Annotated in this window: 14 protein-coding genes; 6 read left to right on the top strand and 8 right to left on the bottom strand. The window is 70.4% G+C overall.

The features are described 5' to 3' along the window. Position 1: 1 nt before the first annotated feature. The 3 genes from ABWO84_RS06095 to ABWO84_RS06085 are packed head-to-tail and all read right to left on the bottom strand — an operon-like array spanning position 2 to position 4,163. Positions 2–1,630, bottom strand: a complete 1,629-nt coding sequence (locus tag ABWO84_RS06095) for a GMC oxidoreductase (protein ID WP_353113592.1) — start codon at positions 1,628–1,630, stop codon at positions 2–4. Positions 1,631–1,632: 2 nt separating this feature from the next. Continuing rightward, positions 1,633–2,544, bottom strand: a complete 912-nt coding sequence (locus tag ABWO84_RS06090) for a diacylglycerol/lipid kinase family protein (RefSeq protein WP_353113590.1) — start codon at positions 2,542–2,544, stop codon at positions 1,633–1,635. Next, complete coding sequence (locus tag ABWO84_RS06085) at positions 2,541–4,163, bottom strand: FAD-binding oxidoreductase (protein ID WP_353113588.1); 1,623 nt, start codon at positions 4,161–4,163, stop codon at positions 2,541–2,543. Before ABWO84_RS06085 ends, ABWO84_RS06090 begins: the two co-directional genes overlap by 4 nt. A gap of 20 nt (positions 4,164–4,183) precedes the next feature. Between ABWO84_RS06085 and ABWO84_RS06080 the strand changes: the two genes are divergently transcribed. The 4 genes from ABWO84_RS06080 to ABWO84_RS06065 are packed head-to-tail and all read left to right on the top strand — an operon-like array spanning position 4,184 to position 7,510. Continuing rightward, positions 4,184–4,780: a TetR/AcrR family transcriptional regulator gene (locus ABWO84_RS06080; RefSeq protein ID WP_353113586.1), complete on the top strand. Its 597-nt coding sequence runs from the start codon at positions 4,184–4,186 to the stop codon at positions 4,778–4,780. Then, on the top strand, positions 4,777–6,309 hold the full coding sequence (locus ABWO84_RS06075) for a glycerol-3-phosphate dehydrogenase/oxidase (RefSeq protein ID WP_353113584.1): 1,533 nt from the start codon (positions 4,777–4,779) through the stop codon (positions 6,307–6,309). The genes ABWO84_RS06080 and ABWO84_RS06075 overlap by 4 nt, the downstream gene beginning before the upstream one ends. A 57-nt stretch (positions 6,310–6,366) precedes the next feature. Next, a complete protein-coding gene (locus ABWO84_RS06070) occupies positions 6,367–7,038 on the top strand; it encodes a TetR/AcrR family transcriptional regulator (RefSeq protein WP_353113582.1) in 672 nt (223 codons plus the stop codon). A 4-nt stretch (positions 7,039–7,042) separates the two neighbouring features. Next, positions 7,043–7,510, top strand: coding sequence for a hypothetical protein (locus tag ABWO84_RS06065; RefSeq protein ID WP_353113580.1), 468 nt, complete (start codon positions 7,043–7,045; stop codon positions 7,508–7,510). Here the strand turns inward: ABWO84_RS06065 and dxs are convergent. Both dxs and acnA read right to left on the bottom strand, forming a co-directional pair. After that, positions 7,497–9,443 (bottom strand): 1-deoxy-D-xylulose-5-phosphate synthase, encoded by a 1,947-nt coding sequence (gene dxs / locus ABWO84_RS06060; protein ID WP_353113578.1) that lies wholly within the window; start codon positions 9,441–9,443, stop codon positions 7,497–7,499. The genes ABWO84_RS06065 and dxs overlap by 14 nt on opposite strands. A gap of 144 nt (positions 9,444–9,587) precedes the next feature. Beyond that, entirely contained in the window at positions 9,588–12,422 is a 2,835-nt protein-coding gene (acnA, locus tag ABWO84_RS06055; protein WP_353113576.1) for an aconitate hydratase AcnA, read from the bottom strand. Positions 12,423–12,722: 300 nt separating this feature from the next. On the opposite strand from acnA, the gene ABWO84_RS06050 reads away from it, so the two are divergent. Together ABWO84_RS06050 and ABWO84_RS06045 are read left to right on the top strand one after the other, a co-directional pair. After that, a complete protein-coding gene (locus ABWO84_RS06050) occupies positions 12,723–12,923 on the top strand; it encodes a hypothetical protein (RefSeq protein WP_353113574.1) in 201 nt (66 codons plus the stop codon). After that, positions 12,920–14,161, top strand: coding sequence for a metal-dependent hydrolase family protein (locus tag ABWO84_RS06045; protein ID WP_353113572.1), 1,242 nt, complete (start codon positions 12,920–12,922; stop codon positions 14,159–14,161). The genes ABWO84_RS06050 and ABWO84_RS06045 overlap by 4 nt, the downstream gene beginning before the upstream one ends. Here the strand turns inward: ABWO84_RS06045 and ABWO84_RS06040 are convergent. Genes ABWO84_RS06040 through dut form a run of 3 tightly spaced genes read right to left on the bottom strand, consistent with a single transcriptional unit; the run spans position 14,152 to position 16,012 of the window. After that, positions 14,152–14,910 (bottom strand): DUF3159 domain-containing protein, encoded by a 759-nt coding sequence (locus tag ABWO84_RS06040; protein WP_353113570.1) that lies wholly within the window; start codon positions 14,908–14,910, stop codon positions 14,152–14,154. The two genes, ABWO84_RS06045 and ABWO84_RS06040, sit on opposite strands and share 10 nt — an antisense overlap. Positions 14,911–14,954: 44 nt before the next feature. Then, a complete protein-coding gene (locus tag ABWO84_RS06035; protein ID WP_353113568.1) occupies positions 14,955–15,569 on the bottom strand; it encodes a DUF3710 domain-containing protein in 615 nt (204 codons plus the stop codon). Beyond that, entirely contained in the window at positions 15,566–16,012 is a 447-nt protein-coding gene (gene dut / locus ABWO84_RS06030) for a dUTP diphosphatase (protein WP_353113566.1), read from the bottom strand. Before dut ends, ABWO84_RS06035 begins: the two co-directional genes overlap by 4 nt. Positions 16,013–16,023: the final 11 nt, after the last annotated feature.

The following is a 16,023-nucleotide window of genomic DNA, read 5'->3' as shown; positions in this document are numbered from 1 at the left end:
GTCAGGCCCGCTGAGCCGGGCGCTCATCCGGCGTCCCGCGCACGGGCCAGTGCGCCAGCGCCCGCTCCGCGAGCGCGGTGATGGTGAGGGACGGGTTCACTCCCGGGTTGGCCGGCACCGCGGCGCCGTCGACGACATGCAGGCCCGGGTGCCCCCAGACCCGGTGGTAGCCGTCGATCACGCCGCGCGCGGGCTCTCCGGAGATCACCGCTCCACCCAGGAAGTGCGCGGTGAGCGGGATGCCGAAGACCTCGGGCCATGACCCCCGCGCCTCCGCGGGGACGCCCGTCTCAGCCTCCATCCGGGCGGCGATCGCCTCCGAGGCGCGATGCGCCTGCGGCAGAAAGGGCGGATTGGGCTCTCCGTGCCCCTGCGCGCTCGTCAGCGCCGTCCCGCCGAGGCGGCGACGCAGAGAGAGCGTGAGCGAGTTGTCGGCGCTCTGCATCACCAGGGCGATGATGCCGCGCTCGCTCCAGCGCCGCAGCGAACCGAGCCTCAGCTGCCGGATCGGATGCCTCAGTGCGCGGCGGACGAGCGCGCCGAGACGCCGGTGCAGGGGGACGTCTCCGGGCACCAGCACGGTCGCCAGCGCCCCCATGAGATTCGACCCAGGACCGTAGCGCACGTTCTCGACGTGGGTGCGCGCGTCCACGTGGAACGACGTCGTGATCGCGACGCCCTTCGCCAGCTCGGCCTCCTCCGGCACCCGCACCGACACTGCGCCATCCAGCGCCTCGGAGTTCGTCCTCGTCAGCCGCCCCAGCGCATCGGAGAGATGCGGCAGGGCCCCCGACGCCTTCATCCGGTGCAGCAGCTGCTGGGTCCCCCAGGTTCCCGCGGCCAGCACGACCTGCTCGGCCCGCAGGACACGGCGGTCTCGGCGCGTCCAGGAGCCGGTGCGCTCCGTCGTGACCAGAAACCCTCCGCCCTCGGCCTCCCGCACCTCGACCACCGTCCGGAGGGGCTCGATCACCGCTCCGCGCCGTTCGGCGAGGGCGAGATAGTTCTTCACAAGGGTGTTCTTGGCTCCGACGCGGCATCCGACCATGCAGTTGCCGCAGAGCGTGCAGCCGGTGCGTGCGGGGCCGTCCCCGCCGAAGTAGGGATCGGGGACCTCGACGCCGGGCATCCCGAGGAACACGCCGACGGGGGCCCGGCGGAACGTGTCCGCCACGCCGAGGTCCGCGGCCGCCCCCGCCATGATCCGCTCCACCGGCCCCGTGTGCGGATAGTGCTCGACGACGCCGAGCATGCGGCGCGCGGTGCGGTAGTGGACCGCGAGATCGTGCCGCCAGTCGATGTCGGAGGGCCACTGCGGGTCTTCGAAGAACTCCGCGCCCGGCTCGTACAGGGTGTTCGCGTAGTTGAGGGATCCGCCGCCCACACCCGCACCCGCCAGGATCATCACGTGCGGGAGACGGTGGATGCGCTGCACGCCGAAGCATCCCAGCCGCGGAGCCCAGAGATAGCGTCGGACGTCCCAGGACGTGCGCGCGAAGTCCGCGTCCTCGAAGCGGCGCCCCGCCTCGTAGACGCGTACCCGATAGTCCTTCTCCGCCAGCCGCAGGGCGGCGACGGAGCCGCCGAAGCCGGAGCCCACGATCACGACGTCCTCGTCGTACACCTGCATCGTCATCCCCTCGGCACCCGCATCGTCAGGGCGGCGGGCTGCACCCGGATCCGGCATTCCCCCGCACCCACGCGCTCACCGTCCGCATACACCACGAGATCCGGTGCTCTCACCACGACGGACCCGACGCGGTCGTGCGTCACCTCGGCGCGGCGGAGGTGGGCGCCACGCAGCAGCAGCGGGAAGAGCGCGATCAGTCGCAGCCGCCCGAGAGGGGCGACATGGACCACATCCAACAGGCCGTCATCCGCACGCGCGCCGACGCAGATCGGCATCCCTCCCCCATAGCTCTCCGTGTTGCCCACCGCGATCAGCGTCCCCGGGCGCGACGACGCCTCCGCCCCGTCGAGGCCGATCCGAAACGGGGTCGGGCGCAACCGGATCAGCTCGACGACCAGCGCGAGATAGTACCGGAGGCGCCCCTTCGGATACCGGAGCCGGTTGGTGCGATCGCTCACCCGGGCGTCGAATCCGAGCGCCGCGACCGTGAGGAACGGCGTGTCCGTGCCTCCCGACTCCACCACGCCCAGATCGAGGCGACGGTCCTCGCCGGAGAGCGCCGCCTCCGCCGCCTCCGCGTCATCGCGCGGAATCCCCAGGGAGCGGGCCAGATCGTTCCCCGTCCCCGCCGGCACGAGCACCACGGGGACGGACGCCGCCGCCAGGAGGCCGACGATCCCGGAGAGCGTGCCGTCGCCTCCCACCACCACCAGTGCGTCGGGGGTGGTCTCGAGGGCCTCCGCCGTCAGTGCTCTCGTGTCCCCCGCGGACGACCCGCCGTACTCCCGGACCTCGGCGCCCCGCCCGCGCAGGTGCGCGACCGCCGTCGCTGCCGCGCGGGCACCGCGGCCCTTGCCGGAGCGGGGGTTCACCACCACGGCGAGTCGTAGCGGTCGACCGCCGGGGTCACTCATGTGCCCGATCCGGACGGAACCGGGATGAGCGCCCCGGGGTTGAGGACGCCCGCCGGATCGAGCTCGGCCTTGACCGCCCTCAGGATGCGGAGCCCGGTCTCCCCGATCTCGTCCTCCAGCCACGGGGCGTGATCGCGGCCGATCGCATGGTGGTGGGTGATGGTTCCCCCTGCGGCCATGATCGCGTCCCCGACGCGATGCTTCACGCGGTCCCAGACGGCCAACTGATCGCCTCTGATGCCGGCGAGGACGGTGAAGTAGAGGGATGCCCCGGTCGGATACACATGCGACACGTGGCACATCACGAAGCTCTTCGCATCGTCCTGGGCGAACCCCGTTCTCAGGGCGTCCGCGACCGCCTGACGGAGCCGTTGCAGATTCGCCCAGGTCGTCGCCGTCTCCAGCGTCTCGCAGAACACTCCGACGTCGAGCAGCGCATCCCGCAGATACGGGCCGTCGAAGCGCGTGTCGAGCCAGTCCTGGGCGCCGGTGCGCCCGGTGCTCGTGCCGCCGGCGGCGGAGAGGAACCCCGCGGTCCTGACGCGCCGCGTCTCGGCGTCCTCGCCCTCGAAGACCGCGACCACGCTCGCCCCTTTGGAGAGCGCCTTGCCGATCCTGCCCACCTGGGCGAGACTGACCCCCGTCTCCACCTCGTCGGACAGCCGGATCACCGTCGGGCCGGCGCCGCTCTGCACCGTTCGACGGAGCGCCTCCGCGCCGGTGACGAAGTCCGGGAAACTCCAGGACTCCACGATCCGCTCGGCCGGCACCGGATGCACCCGCACCCGCACCTCCGTGATCACCCCGAAGACGCCCTCCGAGCCGAGGAAGAGCCGGACGAGATCCGGACCGGCGGCGGAGCCCGGCGCGCGGCCGAGGTCGAGCTCGCCCGTCGGCGTGGCCACCCGCAGCCCCGTCACCATCGTGTCGAACCGCCCGTACCCGGCCGAGTTCTGCCCGGACGACCTCGCCGCGGCGAAGCCTCCGATGGTCGCGTAACGGAAGCTCTGCGGATAGTGGCCGAGCTCGAAGCCGCGCTCCGACAGCAGGCGCTCCGCTTCCGGGCCGCGGGTGCCGGCGCGCAGCACCGCCTCGCCGCTCACGGAGTCGAAGGACACGAGGCCGGTGAGGCGACGGAGGTCCAGGGAGATGACGGCGTGATGCGGGCCGCGCTCCGGGTCGACGCCACCGACCACGCTCGTGCCGCCGCCGAAGGGCACGACCGCGATACGACGTTCGGATGCCAGACGCAGGACCTCCGCGACCTCGTCGTGCGAGGCCGGGAGCACGATGCCATCGGGGGTCTCCTGCCGATGACCCCTGCGCTCCAGCAGATCGGGCGTCGACCGGCCCCCGGCGTGCCGCAGCCGGGCACCGGCGGACAGGTCGACGTCCTCCGCGCCGACGACCTCACGTAGCGTCGCCTGATCGGCCTCCGTGAGCAGCGACGGCGCGACCTCCACCTCGTCGATGCCCGGCGCCGCTGCGGGCCTGCGGACGCGGCCGAGGATCGCCGGCAGCAGAGCGCGCACCGCGAAGGGCAGTCCGGAGACGCGATTCGGATCGCCCCAGCCGTTCCATCGCATCTCCGCCGCTGCGCTGACGTCCTCGTGGCTCATGGGTTACAGTGTGACAGATCATGACAAAACGTCAACCATCGGCCACGGACGCACAGACCCGCTGGGATCCGACTCAGCAGCGCATCCTCGACGCAGCCGAGATGCTCATCACCCAGCGCGGTGTACAGGGCGTGACGATCGCCGAGCTCGCACGCTCCTCCGGCTTCAGCCGGCCCACGATCTATCGCAGCTGGGCGGGCGCCGACGACGTGGTGCGCTCGACCCTGCTGCGGCGGGTCCTGCTGCTCATCGCGGACATCCCCACCGCCGCCACCCGCGCGGAGCTGGTGGCGGACGTGCTGAGGTTCTCCGCAGAGTTCCGCGCCGATCCGCTCTACGGCGCCCTGCTGGCCCGCGAGCCGGAGGTCTTCACGCGCTACACGCTGCACCGCTTCGGGGCGAGTCAGCGGGCGATCCTCGACTGGCTGGCGCGGTCCCTGTCATCCGCGCAGGACGGAGGCACGGTTCGCGCCGGTGACCCCGGGGAGATCGCGGTCATGCTGCTGCTCATCGCGCAGTCGGCGCTGCTGTCGCACGGCACGGTCAGCGAGCTCATCGACGACGACGCCTGGGAGCGCGAGCTGCGCATCGCGCTGGACGGACACCTGCGGCCATGACCGGCGCGGCGCTCCCCCGGCTTCCCGACGCTCAGACACGTCGATCGACGCTCGAGCGCCTCGCCGAGACGCGGACCGACGTCATCGTGGTCGGCGGCGGGATCACCGGGGTGGGCGTCACGCTCGACGCCGCGTCGCGCGGCCTCCGGGTGACGCTGTTGGAAGCCGAGGACCTCGCCTTCGGCACCAGCAGATGGAGCTCGAAGCTCGTCCACGGCGGCCTCCGGTACCTCGCGACGGGCGACTTCGCCACCGCCCGGGAGAGCGCGGTCGAGCGCCACCTGCTGATGACGAGGATCGCCCCTCATCTCATCCGGCCGCTGCCCCAGCTCATCCCCTTCGGACCCGCCGTCGACATCCGACAGCGCATCGGCGGAACCGTCGGGATGGCGATGGGCGATCTTCTCCGGATCAACGCCCGGACGTCGAGATCGGTCCTCGCCGCACCGCGGCTGGTCTCCGCGGGCACGGCACGACGCCTCGCACCCGCCCTCGACGGCGCCCACCTCCGCGGCGGAGTGCTGGGGGCCGACGGGCAGCTGATCGACGATGCCCGACTCGTTGTCGCGGTCGCGAGGACCGCCGCATCACTGGGCGCCGACGTGCTCACGCGGGTCCGTGTCCGGCAGCTGCACGGCGACGGCGTCAGCGCGGAGGACACGCTCACCGGGGAGCGCTTCGAGCTCTCCGCCCGCGTGGTCGTCAACGCCACGGGCGTCTGGGCCGGCGGCCTCGACGACGGGATCCGGATCCGGCCGAGCAGGGGGACCCACATCATCGTGGACGCCGACCTGCTCGGAGATCCCACCGCCGCCATGATGGTCCCGCATCCGGGATCGATCAGCCGTTTCGTCTTCGCGTTGCCGCAACAGCTCGGCCGGGTGCTCATCGGGCTCACCGACGAGGATGCACCGGGCCCGATCCCCGACGTACCCGTGCCGGATGAGAGCGAGGTCGCCTTCCTGCTCCAGACGCTCAACCGCGCCCTGGAGACCGCGATACCCCGAAGCGCGGTGCGCGGCGCGTTCGCCGGGCTCCGTCCCCTCGTCGACAGCGGCGAGACGGCGAGTGCCGATGTGTCCCGCCGTCATCTCGTGTCGGTGTCGGAGGACGGATTCGTCACGGTGCTCGGCGGGAAGCTGACCACGTATCGCCGGATGGCGCAGGATGCGATCGATCTTGCCTGCGGGACCCGTGGACTCGATGCGGGCGTGAGTCGTACCGCAGATCTCGCCCTCCTCGGAGCCGGCCCCCCGGGGGCGTCCTCGCGCTCCTCACTCTCACGCAGATACGGCACGGAGGCGGACGGAGTGCTCGGCACTGCACGGCTCGACCGCCCGGCGGAGCAGGTCGCGCCGGGGATCGACGTCACCCGCGCGGAGATCGAGTTCGCGGTGCGGGCGGAAGGCGCGCTCAACGCGGACGACGTGTTGGACCGACGCACCCGGATCGGCCTCGTCGATGCGGACCGGGAGCGGTCGTCAGGTCCTGTCGAGGAGCTCGTCGCGGCAACGCTCGCATCGCTCTGACCTCGCCTTCCTCTTCCGCCGTTCCTCTTCCACCCTTTCGCGGGCTATCATTTGAACATGTTCAGTTCTGAGCTCACGCCGAAGGCCGAGCAGACCCGCGCCCGCATCCGGGACACCGCCATCGCTTCCTTCATCGAACGCGGCTACCCGGACACCACCATCCGTCTCATCGCCAAGGAGGCAGGGGTGTCGGTGGGCAACGCCTACTACTACTTCCCCTCCAAGACCCATCTCGTGCAGGAGCTGTACGAGCAGGTGCAGCAGGACCACGCCCGCGTCGCCGTCCCGCGCCTCGAAGAGGAAGCCGCGCTCGTGCCCCGGCTCCGGATCGTCTTCGAGACCGGACTCGAGACGCTGGAGCCCTACCGACGGGTCGCACCGGGGTTCCTCAGCGAGATGATCGCCCCCGACTCCGCCATCAATCCCCTCTCGCGCGAGTCGTCTCCCGCGCGCGACATGACCGTCTCCCTCTTCCGGCGCGCCGTCGAGGGCGCCGACCATCGGCTGCCCTCCGACATCGCGGATCGGCTCCCCGACGCCCTCTTCGTCGCCTATCTCGGACTCACGCTCCGCTGGACCTACGATGACGACGACCGCCACCGACGCACGCAGCGCCTGCTCGACACCGCGCTCCGGCTCCTCACGGCGGCGCTGCCCTTCGTGAGGCTGCCCGGCATCCGCGGCGTGACGCGCGACCTTCTCGACCAGATCGCCGAGGTCCGGCCGTGAACGCATGACAGGTCGTTCGTCGGGGACGGCTCCCCCTCGCGCTTTCACGCTGCGCGAGTTCTGGCGCGGCGTCTTCGCCGCCTGGCTCGCCTTCCTGATCGTGCTCGTGCTCTTCGCGCTCCTCTTCGCCGGTGGCGGAGTGCTGATGATCCTGCCCTCTACACTGCTCATCGGCGGAACCATCTCCGCGATCACGGCGCTGCTCGGCTCACCCGTCGCCTTCGCGCTCGGCCGGGTGCTGAGGGACGTGCGGTCGACGCCGGTCCACCTGCTGCTCTTCGGGCTGCTCGGAGCGATCATCGGGGTCGTGGTCGTCCTGGCCATGAGCCGGGGAGGCGCGGGGTTCGGAGATCCGTACACCTGGATGGTCGCCGGGATCACGGCGCTCTGCGTCGACATCGGATGGTGCTGGACCTCTCGTCGCCGCCGGCGGGAGGACCCGCGGCCCCAGGCGCCGGTCAGCGTCCCGTAGGGTGCAGCGGAAGCTCGATCGCCCCGGTCTCGCCCGCGTTCCGCGCCATGGGGACCCTCTTGCCGAGCACCTGCGCCACCACGTCCTGTGCGATCTTGGACGCCGTCAGCCCGGCATCCTCGAGGATCTGCTCACGGGAGGCGTGGTCGATGAACGCGTCTGGCACTCCCAGCTCGTCCACGGCGGTGTCGATGCCCGCCTCACGGAGCACCTGCCGCACCCTCGTGCCGATCCCGCCGACGCGGATGCCGTCCTCGAGAGTGATCACGAGCCGGTGCCGCGCGGCGAGCTCGCTCACCGAGGGCTGCACGGGGATGGCCCACCGGGGGTCGATGACCGTCGCCCCGATTCCCTGGGCGCGCAGACGCCGCGCCACGTCGAGGGCGAGGCTCGCGAATGGGCCGATGCCGATCAGCAGGACGTCCTCGGTCTCGTCGCGGGCCAGCACGTCGACTCCGTCGCCCAGCCGCTCGACCGCCTCGATGTCGTCCGGCGCCGACCCCTTCGGGTAGCGGATCACCGTCGGGGCGTCGTGCACTGCCACCGCTTCGGCGAGCAGCTCCCGGAGCCGGGCCCCGTCGCGCGGCGCCGCGATCCGGATCCCCGGGACGATCTGCAGCATCGCGAGATCCCAGATGCCGTGGTGGCTGGGGCCGTCCGGTCCTGTGACCCCCGCACGATCGAGCACGAACGTGACACCGGCCTTGTGCAGGCCGACGTCCATCATGACCTGGTCGAGCGCGCGACCCATGAACGTGGCGTAGATCGCGACGACGGGATGCAGCCCGCCGAAGGCCAGGCCCGCCGCGGAGGCGACCGCGTGCTGTTCCGCGATCCCGACGTCGTACACCCGATCGGGGAACCGCTCCGCGAACGGCGCGAGCCCGGTCGGCCGCAGCATCGCCGCGGTCATCGCGATCACGCTGTCGTCGCGTGAGCCGACGTCGACGAGGGAGTCCGCGAACACGTCGGTCCAGGCCCGGGCCGACGAGGTGGCCAGCGACCCTCCGGTCTTCGGATCGATCCGACCGACGGAATGGAACTGGTCGGCCTCGTCGTCGAGCGCCGGCTGATAGCCACGACCCTTCTCGGTGATGACGTGGACGATCACCGGAGCGCCGAAGCCCTTGGCCAGCTGCAGCGTCTCGCTGAGGGCTTCGATGTCGTGGCCGTCGACAGGGCCGAGGTACTTGATGTCGAGATTCGAGTACAGCGCGGCGTTGTTGGTGAAGCGGGAGAGGAAGCCGTGGGTCCCGCCCCGGACGCCGCGGAACAGCGCGCGCCCGAACGGTCCGAACGCGCGGAACAGACGATCGGACTTGCGGTGCAGGTCGCGATAGGCGGCGGCGGTGCGCACCCGGGTGAGATAGCGGGACATGCCGCCGATCGTCGGCGCGTAGGAGCGGCCGTTGTCGTTCACGACGATCACGAGGTTGCGGTCGTTGTCGTCGGTGATGTTGTTGAGGGCCTCCCAGGTCATCCCCCCGGTGAGCGCGCCGTCGCCGACCACCGCCACGACGTGCCGGTCGGCGCGTCCCGTCGCTGTCAGCGCCCGGGAGACGCCGTCCGCCCAGCTCAGGGAGCTGGAGGCGTGGGACGACTCCACCACGTCGTGCGGGCTCTCGGAGCGCTGCGGGTAGCCCGCGAGCCCCCCGCGGGAGCGAAGGCCGGAGAAGTCCTGGCGGCCGGTGAGGAGCTTGTGGACGTAGGACTGGTGCCCGGTGTCGAAGATGATCGGGTCGTCGGGCGAGGAGAACACCCGGTGGAGCGCGATCGTGAGCTCCACGACGCCGAGGTTCGGGCCCAGATGCCCGCCCGTGCGCGCCACGTTCTCGATGAGGAAGGCACGGATCTCCGAGGCGAGTTCCGTGAGCTGCTTCGAAGAGAGCCCATCGAGATCACGGGGTCCGGAGATGCTCGGCAGAATCGGCATCGACACTCCACTTCCACTCGACACGGGGTCGCCCTCGGGTGACGCGAACCCCTCCAATTCTAGCCCTCGACCTGAGAGAGGGCCGGGACGCCGCGAGGCCCGGACGGTGAGTCGTCCGGGCCTCGCGGGATGTCCTTCGTCGGATCAGACCAGCGAACGGAGCACGTACTGCAGGATGCCGCCGTTGCGGTAGTAGTCCGCCTCACCGGGGGTGTCGATGCGGACCACCGCGTCGAACTCAACGACCGGCTTGCCCTCGGCGGAGAACTCGCTCGGAGCGGCCGTGACCTTCACGGTCTTCGGGGTGGTGCCCGAGTTGAGCTCTTCCAGGCCGGTGATCGAGACGATCTCGGTGCCGTCCAGGCCCAGCGACTCCCACGACTCGCCCGCGGGGAACTGCAGCGGGACGACACCCATGCCGATGAGGTTCGAGCGATGGATGCGCTCGAAGCTCTCCGTGATGACCGCCTTGACGCCCAGCAGGCTCGTACCCTTGGCCGCCCAGTCGCGCGACGATCCGGAGCCGTACTCCTTGCCGCCGAAGACCACCAGCGGGGTGCCGGCGTCCTGGTAGTTCATGCAGGCGTCGTAGATGTACGCCTGCGGACCGCCCGGCTGGGTGAAGTCGCGGGTGAAGCCGCCCTCGATCTGCTGTCCGTCGTTGACGGCCTTGACCATCGCGTTCTTCAGGCGGATGTTGGCGAACGTACCGCGGATCATCACCTCGTGGTTGCCTCGACGCGACCCGAAGGAGTTGAAGTCCTTGCGGTCGACGCCGTGCGAGGTCAGGTACTCGGCGGCCGGGGTGCCGGCCTTGATGTTGCCCGCCGGCGAGATGTGGTCGGTGGTGACCGAATCGCCGAGAGTCGCCATCACACGAGCGCCGGTGATGTCCGAGACCGGGGTCAGGTCCATCTTCATGCCGTCGAAGTACGGCGCCTTGCGCACGTAGGTCGAGTCGGCGTCCCACTCGAAGACCGGTCCGGTCGGCGTCGGGAGGTTCTTCCAGCGCTCGTCGCCGTCGAAGACGGTGGCGTACTGCTTGATGAACTGGTCGCGGGAGATTGACGAGTCGATGATCTCCTGCACCTCCTCCGGCGCGGGCCAGATGTCCTTCAGGAACACGTCGTTGCCCTCGGTGTCCTGTCCCAGCGGGTCGGTGTCGAAGTCGAAGTGCATCGACCCGGCCAGCGCGTAGGCGACCACCAGCGGCGGCGACGCGAGGTAGTTCATCTTCACGTCGGGGCTGATCCGACCCTCGAAGTTGCGGTTGCCCGAGAGCACCGCGGTGACCGCGAGGTCGTTGTCGTTGATCGCGGCCGAGACCTCCTCGATCAGCGGACCCGAGTTGCCGATGCAGATCGTGCAGCCGTAGCCGACGGTGTAGAAGCCGAGGCCTTCGAGGTCCTGGTCGAGACCGGACTTCTCGTAGTAGTCGGTGACGACCTTCGAGCCGGGGCCGAGCGTCGTCTTGACCCACGGCTTCTGCTTCAGGCCCTTCTGCAGCGCCTTGCGGGCGACGAGACCGGCGGCGATCATCACCGACGGGTTCGACGTGTTGGTGCACGACGTGATCGCCGCGAGGGTCACCGCGCCGTTGTCGAGGATGTAGTCGAGCCCCTCGGGGGTCGACACCTTGACCGGCTTGGAGGCGTTCGCCGGCGCGCCGCTGTTGATGTGCACGGGACGCGTCGAGGGCGACTCCTCACCGGGGACCTGACCGGGGTCGGACGCCGGGAAGGAGTGCTTCGACTCCAGGTCGACGATGTCCTCGCTGGTCGACGCCGTGGCGTAGTTGAGGATGTCCTGCTCGAACTGGTTCTTCGCCTCGGACAGCAGGATGCGGTCCTGCGGACGCTTCGGACCGGCGATCGACGGCACGACCGTGCCCAGGTCGAGCTCCAGGTACTCGCTGTAGACGGGCTCGTTCGCCGCATCGTGCCAGAGGCCCTGTTCCTTGGCGTAGGACTCGACGAGGGCGACCGCGTCCTCGTCGCGCCCGGTGAGCCGGAGGTAGTCGAGCGTGACGTCGTCGATCGGGAAGATCGCCGCGGTCGAGCCGAACTCCGGCGACATGTTGCCGATCGTGGCGCGGTTGGCGAGCGGCACCGATGCCACGCCGGCACCGTAGAACTCGACGAACTTGCCGACCACACCGTGCTTGCGCAGCATGTCGGTGATGGTGAGCACGACATCCGTCGCCGTCACGCCCGCGGGGATCTCACCGGTGAGCTTGAAGCCCACCACACGCGGGATGAGCATGGAGACGGGCTGGCCGAGCATCGCGGCCTCGGCCTCGATGCCGCCGACGCCCCAGCCCAGCACACCGAGGCCGTTGACCATCGTGGTGTGCGAGTCGGTGCCGACGCAGGTGTCGGGGTAGGCGCGGAGCACGCCGCCGACGCTGCGGTCGTAGATGACCTTGGCCAGGTGCTCGATGTTCACCTGGTGCACGATGCCGGTGCCCGGGGGGACGACCTTGAAGTCGTCGAAGGCGGTCTGACCCCAGCGCAGGAACTGGTACCGCTCGCCGTTGCGCTCGTACTCGATCTCGACGTTGCGCTCGAGCGCGTTCTCGGTGCCGAAGAGGTCGGCGATCACAGAGTGGTCGATCACCATCTCGGCGGGCGAGAGCGGGTTGATCTTGCTCGGGTCGCCGCCGAGGGCCGTGACGGCCTCGCGCATGGTGGCGAGGTCGACGATGCAGGGCACGCCGGTGAAGTCCTGCATCACGACGCGCGCGGGGGTGAACTGGATCTCCGTGTTGGGCTCCGCCGCGGCGTCCCACGACCCGAGAGCCTCGATCTGCGCCTTCGTCACGTTGGCGCCGTCCTCGGTGCGGAGGAGGTTCTCGAGCAACACCTTGAGGCTGAACGGAAGCTTCTCATGTCCGGCGACCGTGTCGATCCGGAAGATCTCGTAGTCGGTGCTGCCGACCGTCAGGGTGCTCTTGGCACCGAAGCTGTTCACCGTGGACACGAATCCGTCTCCTTCTGATCGGATGGAAGCGACAGGCGGTTCCATCTTGCTCGCCGGGCGAGGGGGCTGGCTAGCAAGGCGGACCTAACCAGTCTGCGCCGCCGCGTCCCAGAGCGAAAGCCGAAATTTATCTTGATGTCGAGATAAATCTACCACGTCCGGAGCCTCCTCGGACGCATCGCCACGGCCTGGTCGGTGTGTCCGCGCCTCCCACTTCGCGCGCCGACTCTGTCCGTTCGCAACAGCCTTCCCGTCGATGCCACCCGGAGACTGGAGCGACGCCGAGGAGAGGACACGACGATGCGGATCATGATCGCCGGATTCCCGCACGAGACCGACACGTTCTCGGACGCGTTCGAGCGTCTCTCACGCCCCCACGGCGACGGAGGTGATCGTCGCGGCGACCCCGGCCCGATCCGCGCCGATCCCGCAGAGCTCCCCTGGCGGCATCTGCCCGCCGGCATCCACCGCACGCCCCGACCCTCAGGAGCCTCCTCATGAGTCAGGCCACCCTCATCCGCAACGCCCGCGTGCTCGACGTCCGCGCCGGCGCGTACCTCGACCACGCGCAGGTGCTGGTGTCCGGCGGCTTCATCGCCGAGGTCGGCGATGACATCGCAGCCCCGGACGGCACCGAGGTGATCGACGCGGAAGGGCGCGCACTCCTCCCCGGCCTCATCGACGGGCACGTGCACGTCATCGCCGTCCACCCCGATCTCGGAGCCGTCGAGGACTGGGCCGCGTCGTACGTCACCGCGCGCGCCGCGCGCATCATGCGCGACATGCTGCATCGAGGCTTCACCACCGTCCGAGACCTCAGCGGCGCCGACCACGGGCATGCCGATGCTCAGGCCGAAGGCTACATCGAAGGACCGCGACTGCTGTTCTGCGGCAAGGCCGTCTCCCAGACCGGCGGCCACGCCGACATGCGGCCCCGCGGGCGGATGCACGCCGACACCCATCCGGGATGCCCGAGCGCGGGGATCGTGTGCGACGGCGTCCCCGAGGTGCGCCGTGCGGTGCGTCAGCAGCTACGGACCGGCGCCGACCACATCAAGCTCATGCTCTCCGGCGGCGTCGCCTCCCCGACCGACCGCATCGACTCCACCCAACTCGCGATCGACGAGATCCGGGCCGCGGTCGAAGAGGCCGACGCCGCGAACCGGTACGTCGCCGGCCACGCCTACACCGCGAAGGCCGTCAACCGCGGCCTGGAGAACGGAGTGCGCTCGATCGAGCACGGCAACCTCATCGACCAGTCCTCGATCGACCTGTTCCTGCGTCACGACGCGTTCTACGTGCCGACGCTCATCACCTACCACCGCATGAGCGAGGAGGGCCTCGAGCACGGGCTCCCCGAGGACAACCACCGCAAGGTCGGTGAGGTGCTCGGCCAGGGGCTGCATGCGCTGGACCTGGCGCACCGCGCCGGTGTGCAGGTGGTCTTCGGCACCGATCTCCTCGGCGACATGCACCGTCACCAGTCCGAGGAGTTCGCGATCCGGGCGCAGGTCCAGCCCGGTATCGACGTGATCAGGTCGGCGACGGTCACCGCCGCGAAGCTCATCGGCTACGAGGGCCGGCTCGGCGAGGTCGTCGCCGGCGCCCACGCCGACCTCATCCTGGTCGACGGCGACCCTGTCGCCGACGTCACCCTGCTGGCCCGGCCGGAGCAGAGCATCCGGCTGATCATGCAGGCAGGACGCATCGTCCGCGCCCGCCTGACCTCTCAGCCCTGAGACGCCGCGTCTCCGTCCTGAGCGTGAGACGGCGTCTCGGCCCGCGGATAGAGCCGGCGCACGGCGATCCAGGTCAGCGCGAGCAGGACCGCGAAGAAGGGGATGCCCATCGCGATCTTCACGGTCCCGAGGGCGGCCACCTCCTTGCTGAAGTAGAACGGCAGCTGGACGGCGAGCCGCAGCAGGAAGAGCCCGGCCCAGGCGATCGAGAGCCAGAAGAACAGACGGCGCTTGCGCGGATCGTCCCGCCAGGACAGCCCCTCCCCCGTGAGGAAGCCCACGACGACGCCGATGAGCGGCCAGCGGACGAACGCGGAGATGAGGAAGGCGGCGCCATAGGCGATGTTGGTGATGAAGCCGATGACGAACTGGTCTTCCGCGCGGCCCGTGAACAACGGCAGGCCCGCGGCGATCACCGCGGCGACCAGACCCGACAGGGCGGCGACCGGCGGCGACTTCATCACGAGGCGGATCACGGTGAACAGCGCTGCGATCCCGACCGAGAGGCCGAGGGCGAGCAGCAGCTGCCGTGTCGCGGTGTAGACGACCACGAAGGCGAGGATCGGCAGCACCGACTCGGCCACCCCGCGCCAGCCCCCGATCACCTGCCAGACCATGTGCCCGGTCGAGACGTCGCTGTCGGGATCGATTCCGGCCCGGCGCGCGGCGGAGCTCAGCGCCTGGCCGACCACCTCCGCGGCGCGCGGCTCGGCGGCCTCGGCTGCGGCGTCCTCCGGGGCGGGAGGCACGAGGGGCGTGCCTTCCCCCGGATCTTTCTCGCCTCCCGGCGCGCTCACGCCGAGCCCGGCGTCGACGGCATCTTCAGCGGGATCAGATCGCGCGGCGGCATCGGCGTCGTGCCGCGGACGACCACGATCGACCGGAAGAGGTCTTCGACCTGCTCCGCGGCGGCCGGGTCGGATGCGGCGTCGCCGCCGATCACGCCGCGCAGGAACCAGCGCGGTCCGTCGACGCCGACGAAGCGGGCGAGCTTGAGGCCGGCCCCCTCGGACGCGCTGCCCGGAACCTCGGCGAGCAGCTCCTTGCCCAGGGTACCCTCGCGCTCCTCGGCGCGCCCGCCCTGAGCGCGGATCTGGTCGCGCAGCTGCACACGGGTCTCGTCCCACAGGCCGCGCGTGCGGGGCGCCGCGAACGGCTGCACCTGCAGCGAGGAACCAGCGTAGTCGAGCCCCACCGCGACGATGCGCTTCGACTGCTCCTCGACCTCGAGCCGCAGGTTGAGGCCCTCACGGGGAAGCACCTTGATCCCGCCGAGGTCGATGTACGGTCGTACCGGGTTCGCCTCGGAGTCGTCGAAGGGGCCGTCCGTCGCCCGGTCGGCGGGCGCCGACTTCAGCGCCGGCCGGTCCTGCTCGAGCGCGTCCTGCTGCTCGTTCTCTTCAGTCATCGTTCTCCCTGGGTGTACCCGGTTGACCCGAACCCGCCGTCGCCGCGGACGCTGTCGGGAAGTTCGTCGACGGGGATGAAGCGCGCCCTGGTCACAGGCATGATGATCAGCTGCGCGATGCGATCCCCGACCGCCACATCGTACGCGTCCCGGCTGTCCGTGTTCAGCAGGCTCACCTTGATCTCGCCGCGGTAGCCCGCGTCGACGGTGCCCGGGGAGTTGACGATGGTGATCCCGTGCTTCGCGGCGAGACCGCTCCGCGGCACCACGAAGGCGGCGTATCCGTCCGGGAGGGCGATGCTCAGACCGGTGCCGACGAGAGCGCGCTCCCCCGGCTCCAGCCGCACCGCCTCGGCGGCCATGATGTCGGCGCCCGCATCGCCGGGGTGCGCGTAGAAGGGCGGCTGAGCGGCGATAATGGGGACGTCAACGGAATCGGTCACCCCACGAGGCT

The sequence above is a fragment of the Microbacterium sp. genome, assembly GCF_040394595.1.
Lineage (GTDB): Bacteria > Actinomycetota > Actinomycetes > Actinomycetales > Microbacteriaceae > Microbacterium.
This window is presented reverse-complemented; position numbering and strand designations above follow the sequence as displayed.

Bases quoted from the DNA above. Each gene is read 5' to 3' on its own strand.
- ABWO84_RS06085 (WP_353113588.1), bottom strand. From the start codon at position 4,163: ATGAGCCACGAGGACGTCAGCGCAGCGGCGGAGATGCGATGGAACGGC.
- dxs (WP_353113578.1), bottom strand. From the start codon at position 9,443: ATGCCGATTCTGCCGAGCATCTCCGGACCCCGTGATCTCGATGGGCTC.
- ABWO84_RS06075 (WP_353113584.1), top strand. From the start codon at position 4,777: ATGACCGGCGCGGCGCTCCCCCGGCTTCCCGACGCTCAGACACGTCGA.
- ABWO84_RS06095 (WP_353113592.1), bottom strand. From the start codon at position 1,630: ATGCAGGTGTACGACGAGGACGTCGTGATCGTGGGCTCCGGCTTCGGC.
- ABWO84_RS06045 (WP_353113572.1), top strand. From the start codon at position 12,920: ATGAGTCAGGCCACCCTCATCCGCAACGCCCGCGTGCTCGACGTCCGC.
- ABWO84_RS06035 (WP_353113568.1), bottom strand. From the start codon at position 15,569: ATGACTGAAGAGAACGAGCAGCAGGACGCGCTCGAGCAGGACCGGCCG.
- ABWO84_RS06065 (WP_353113580.1), top strand. From the start codon at position 7,043: ATGACAGGTCGTTCGTCGGGGACGGCTCCCCCTCGCGCTTTCACGCTG.
- ABWO84_RS06090 (WP_353113590.1), bottom strand. From the start codon at position 2,544: ATGAGTGACCCCGGCGGTCGACCGCTACGACTCGCCGTGGTGGTGAAC.
- ABWO84_RS06080 (WP_353113586.1), top strand. From the start codon at position 4,184: ATGACAAAACGTCAACCATCGGCCACGGACGCACAGACCCGCTGGGAT.
- ABWO84_RS06070 (WP_353113582.1), top strand. From the start codon at position 6,367: ATGTTCAGTTCTGAGCTCACGCCGAAGGCCGAGCAGACCCGCGCCCGC.
- ABWO84_RS06050 (WP_353113574.1), top strand. From the start codon at position 12,723: ATGCGGATCATGATCGCCGGATTCCCGCACGAGACCGACACGTTCTCG.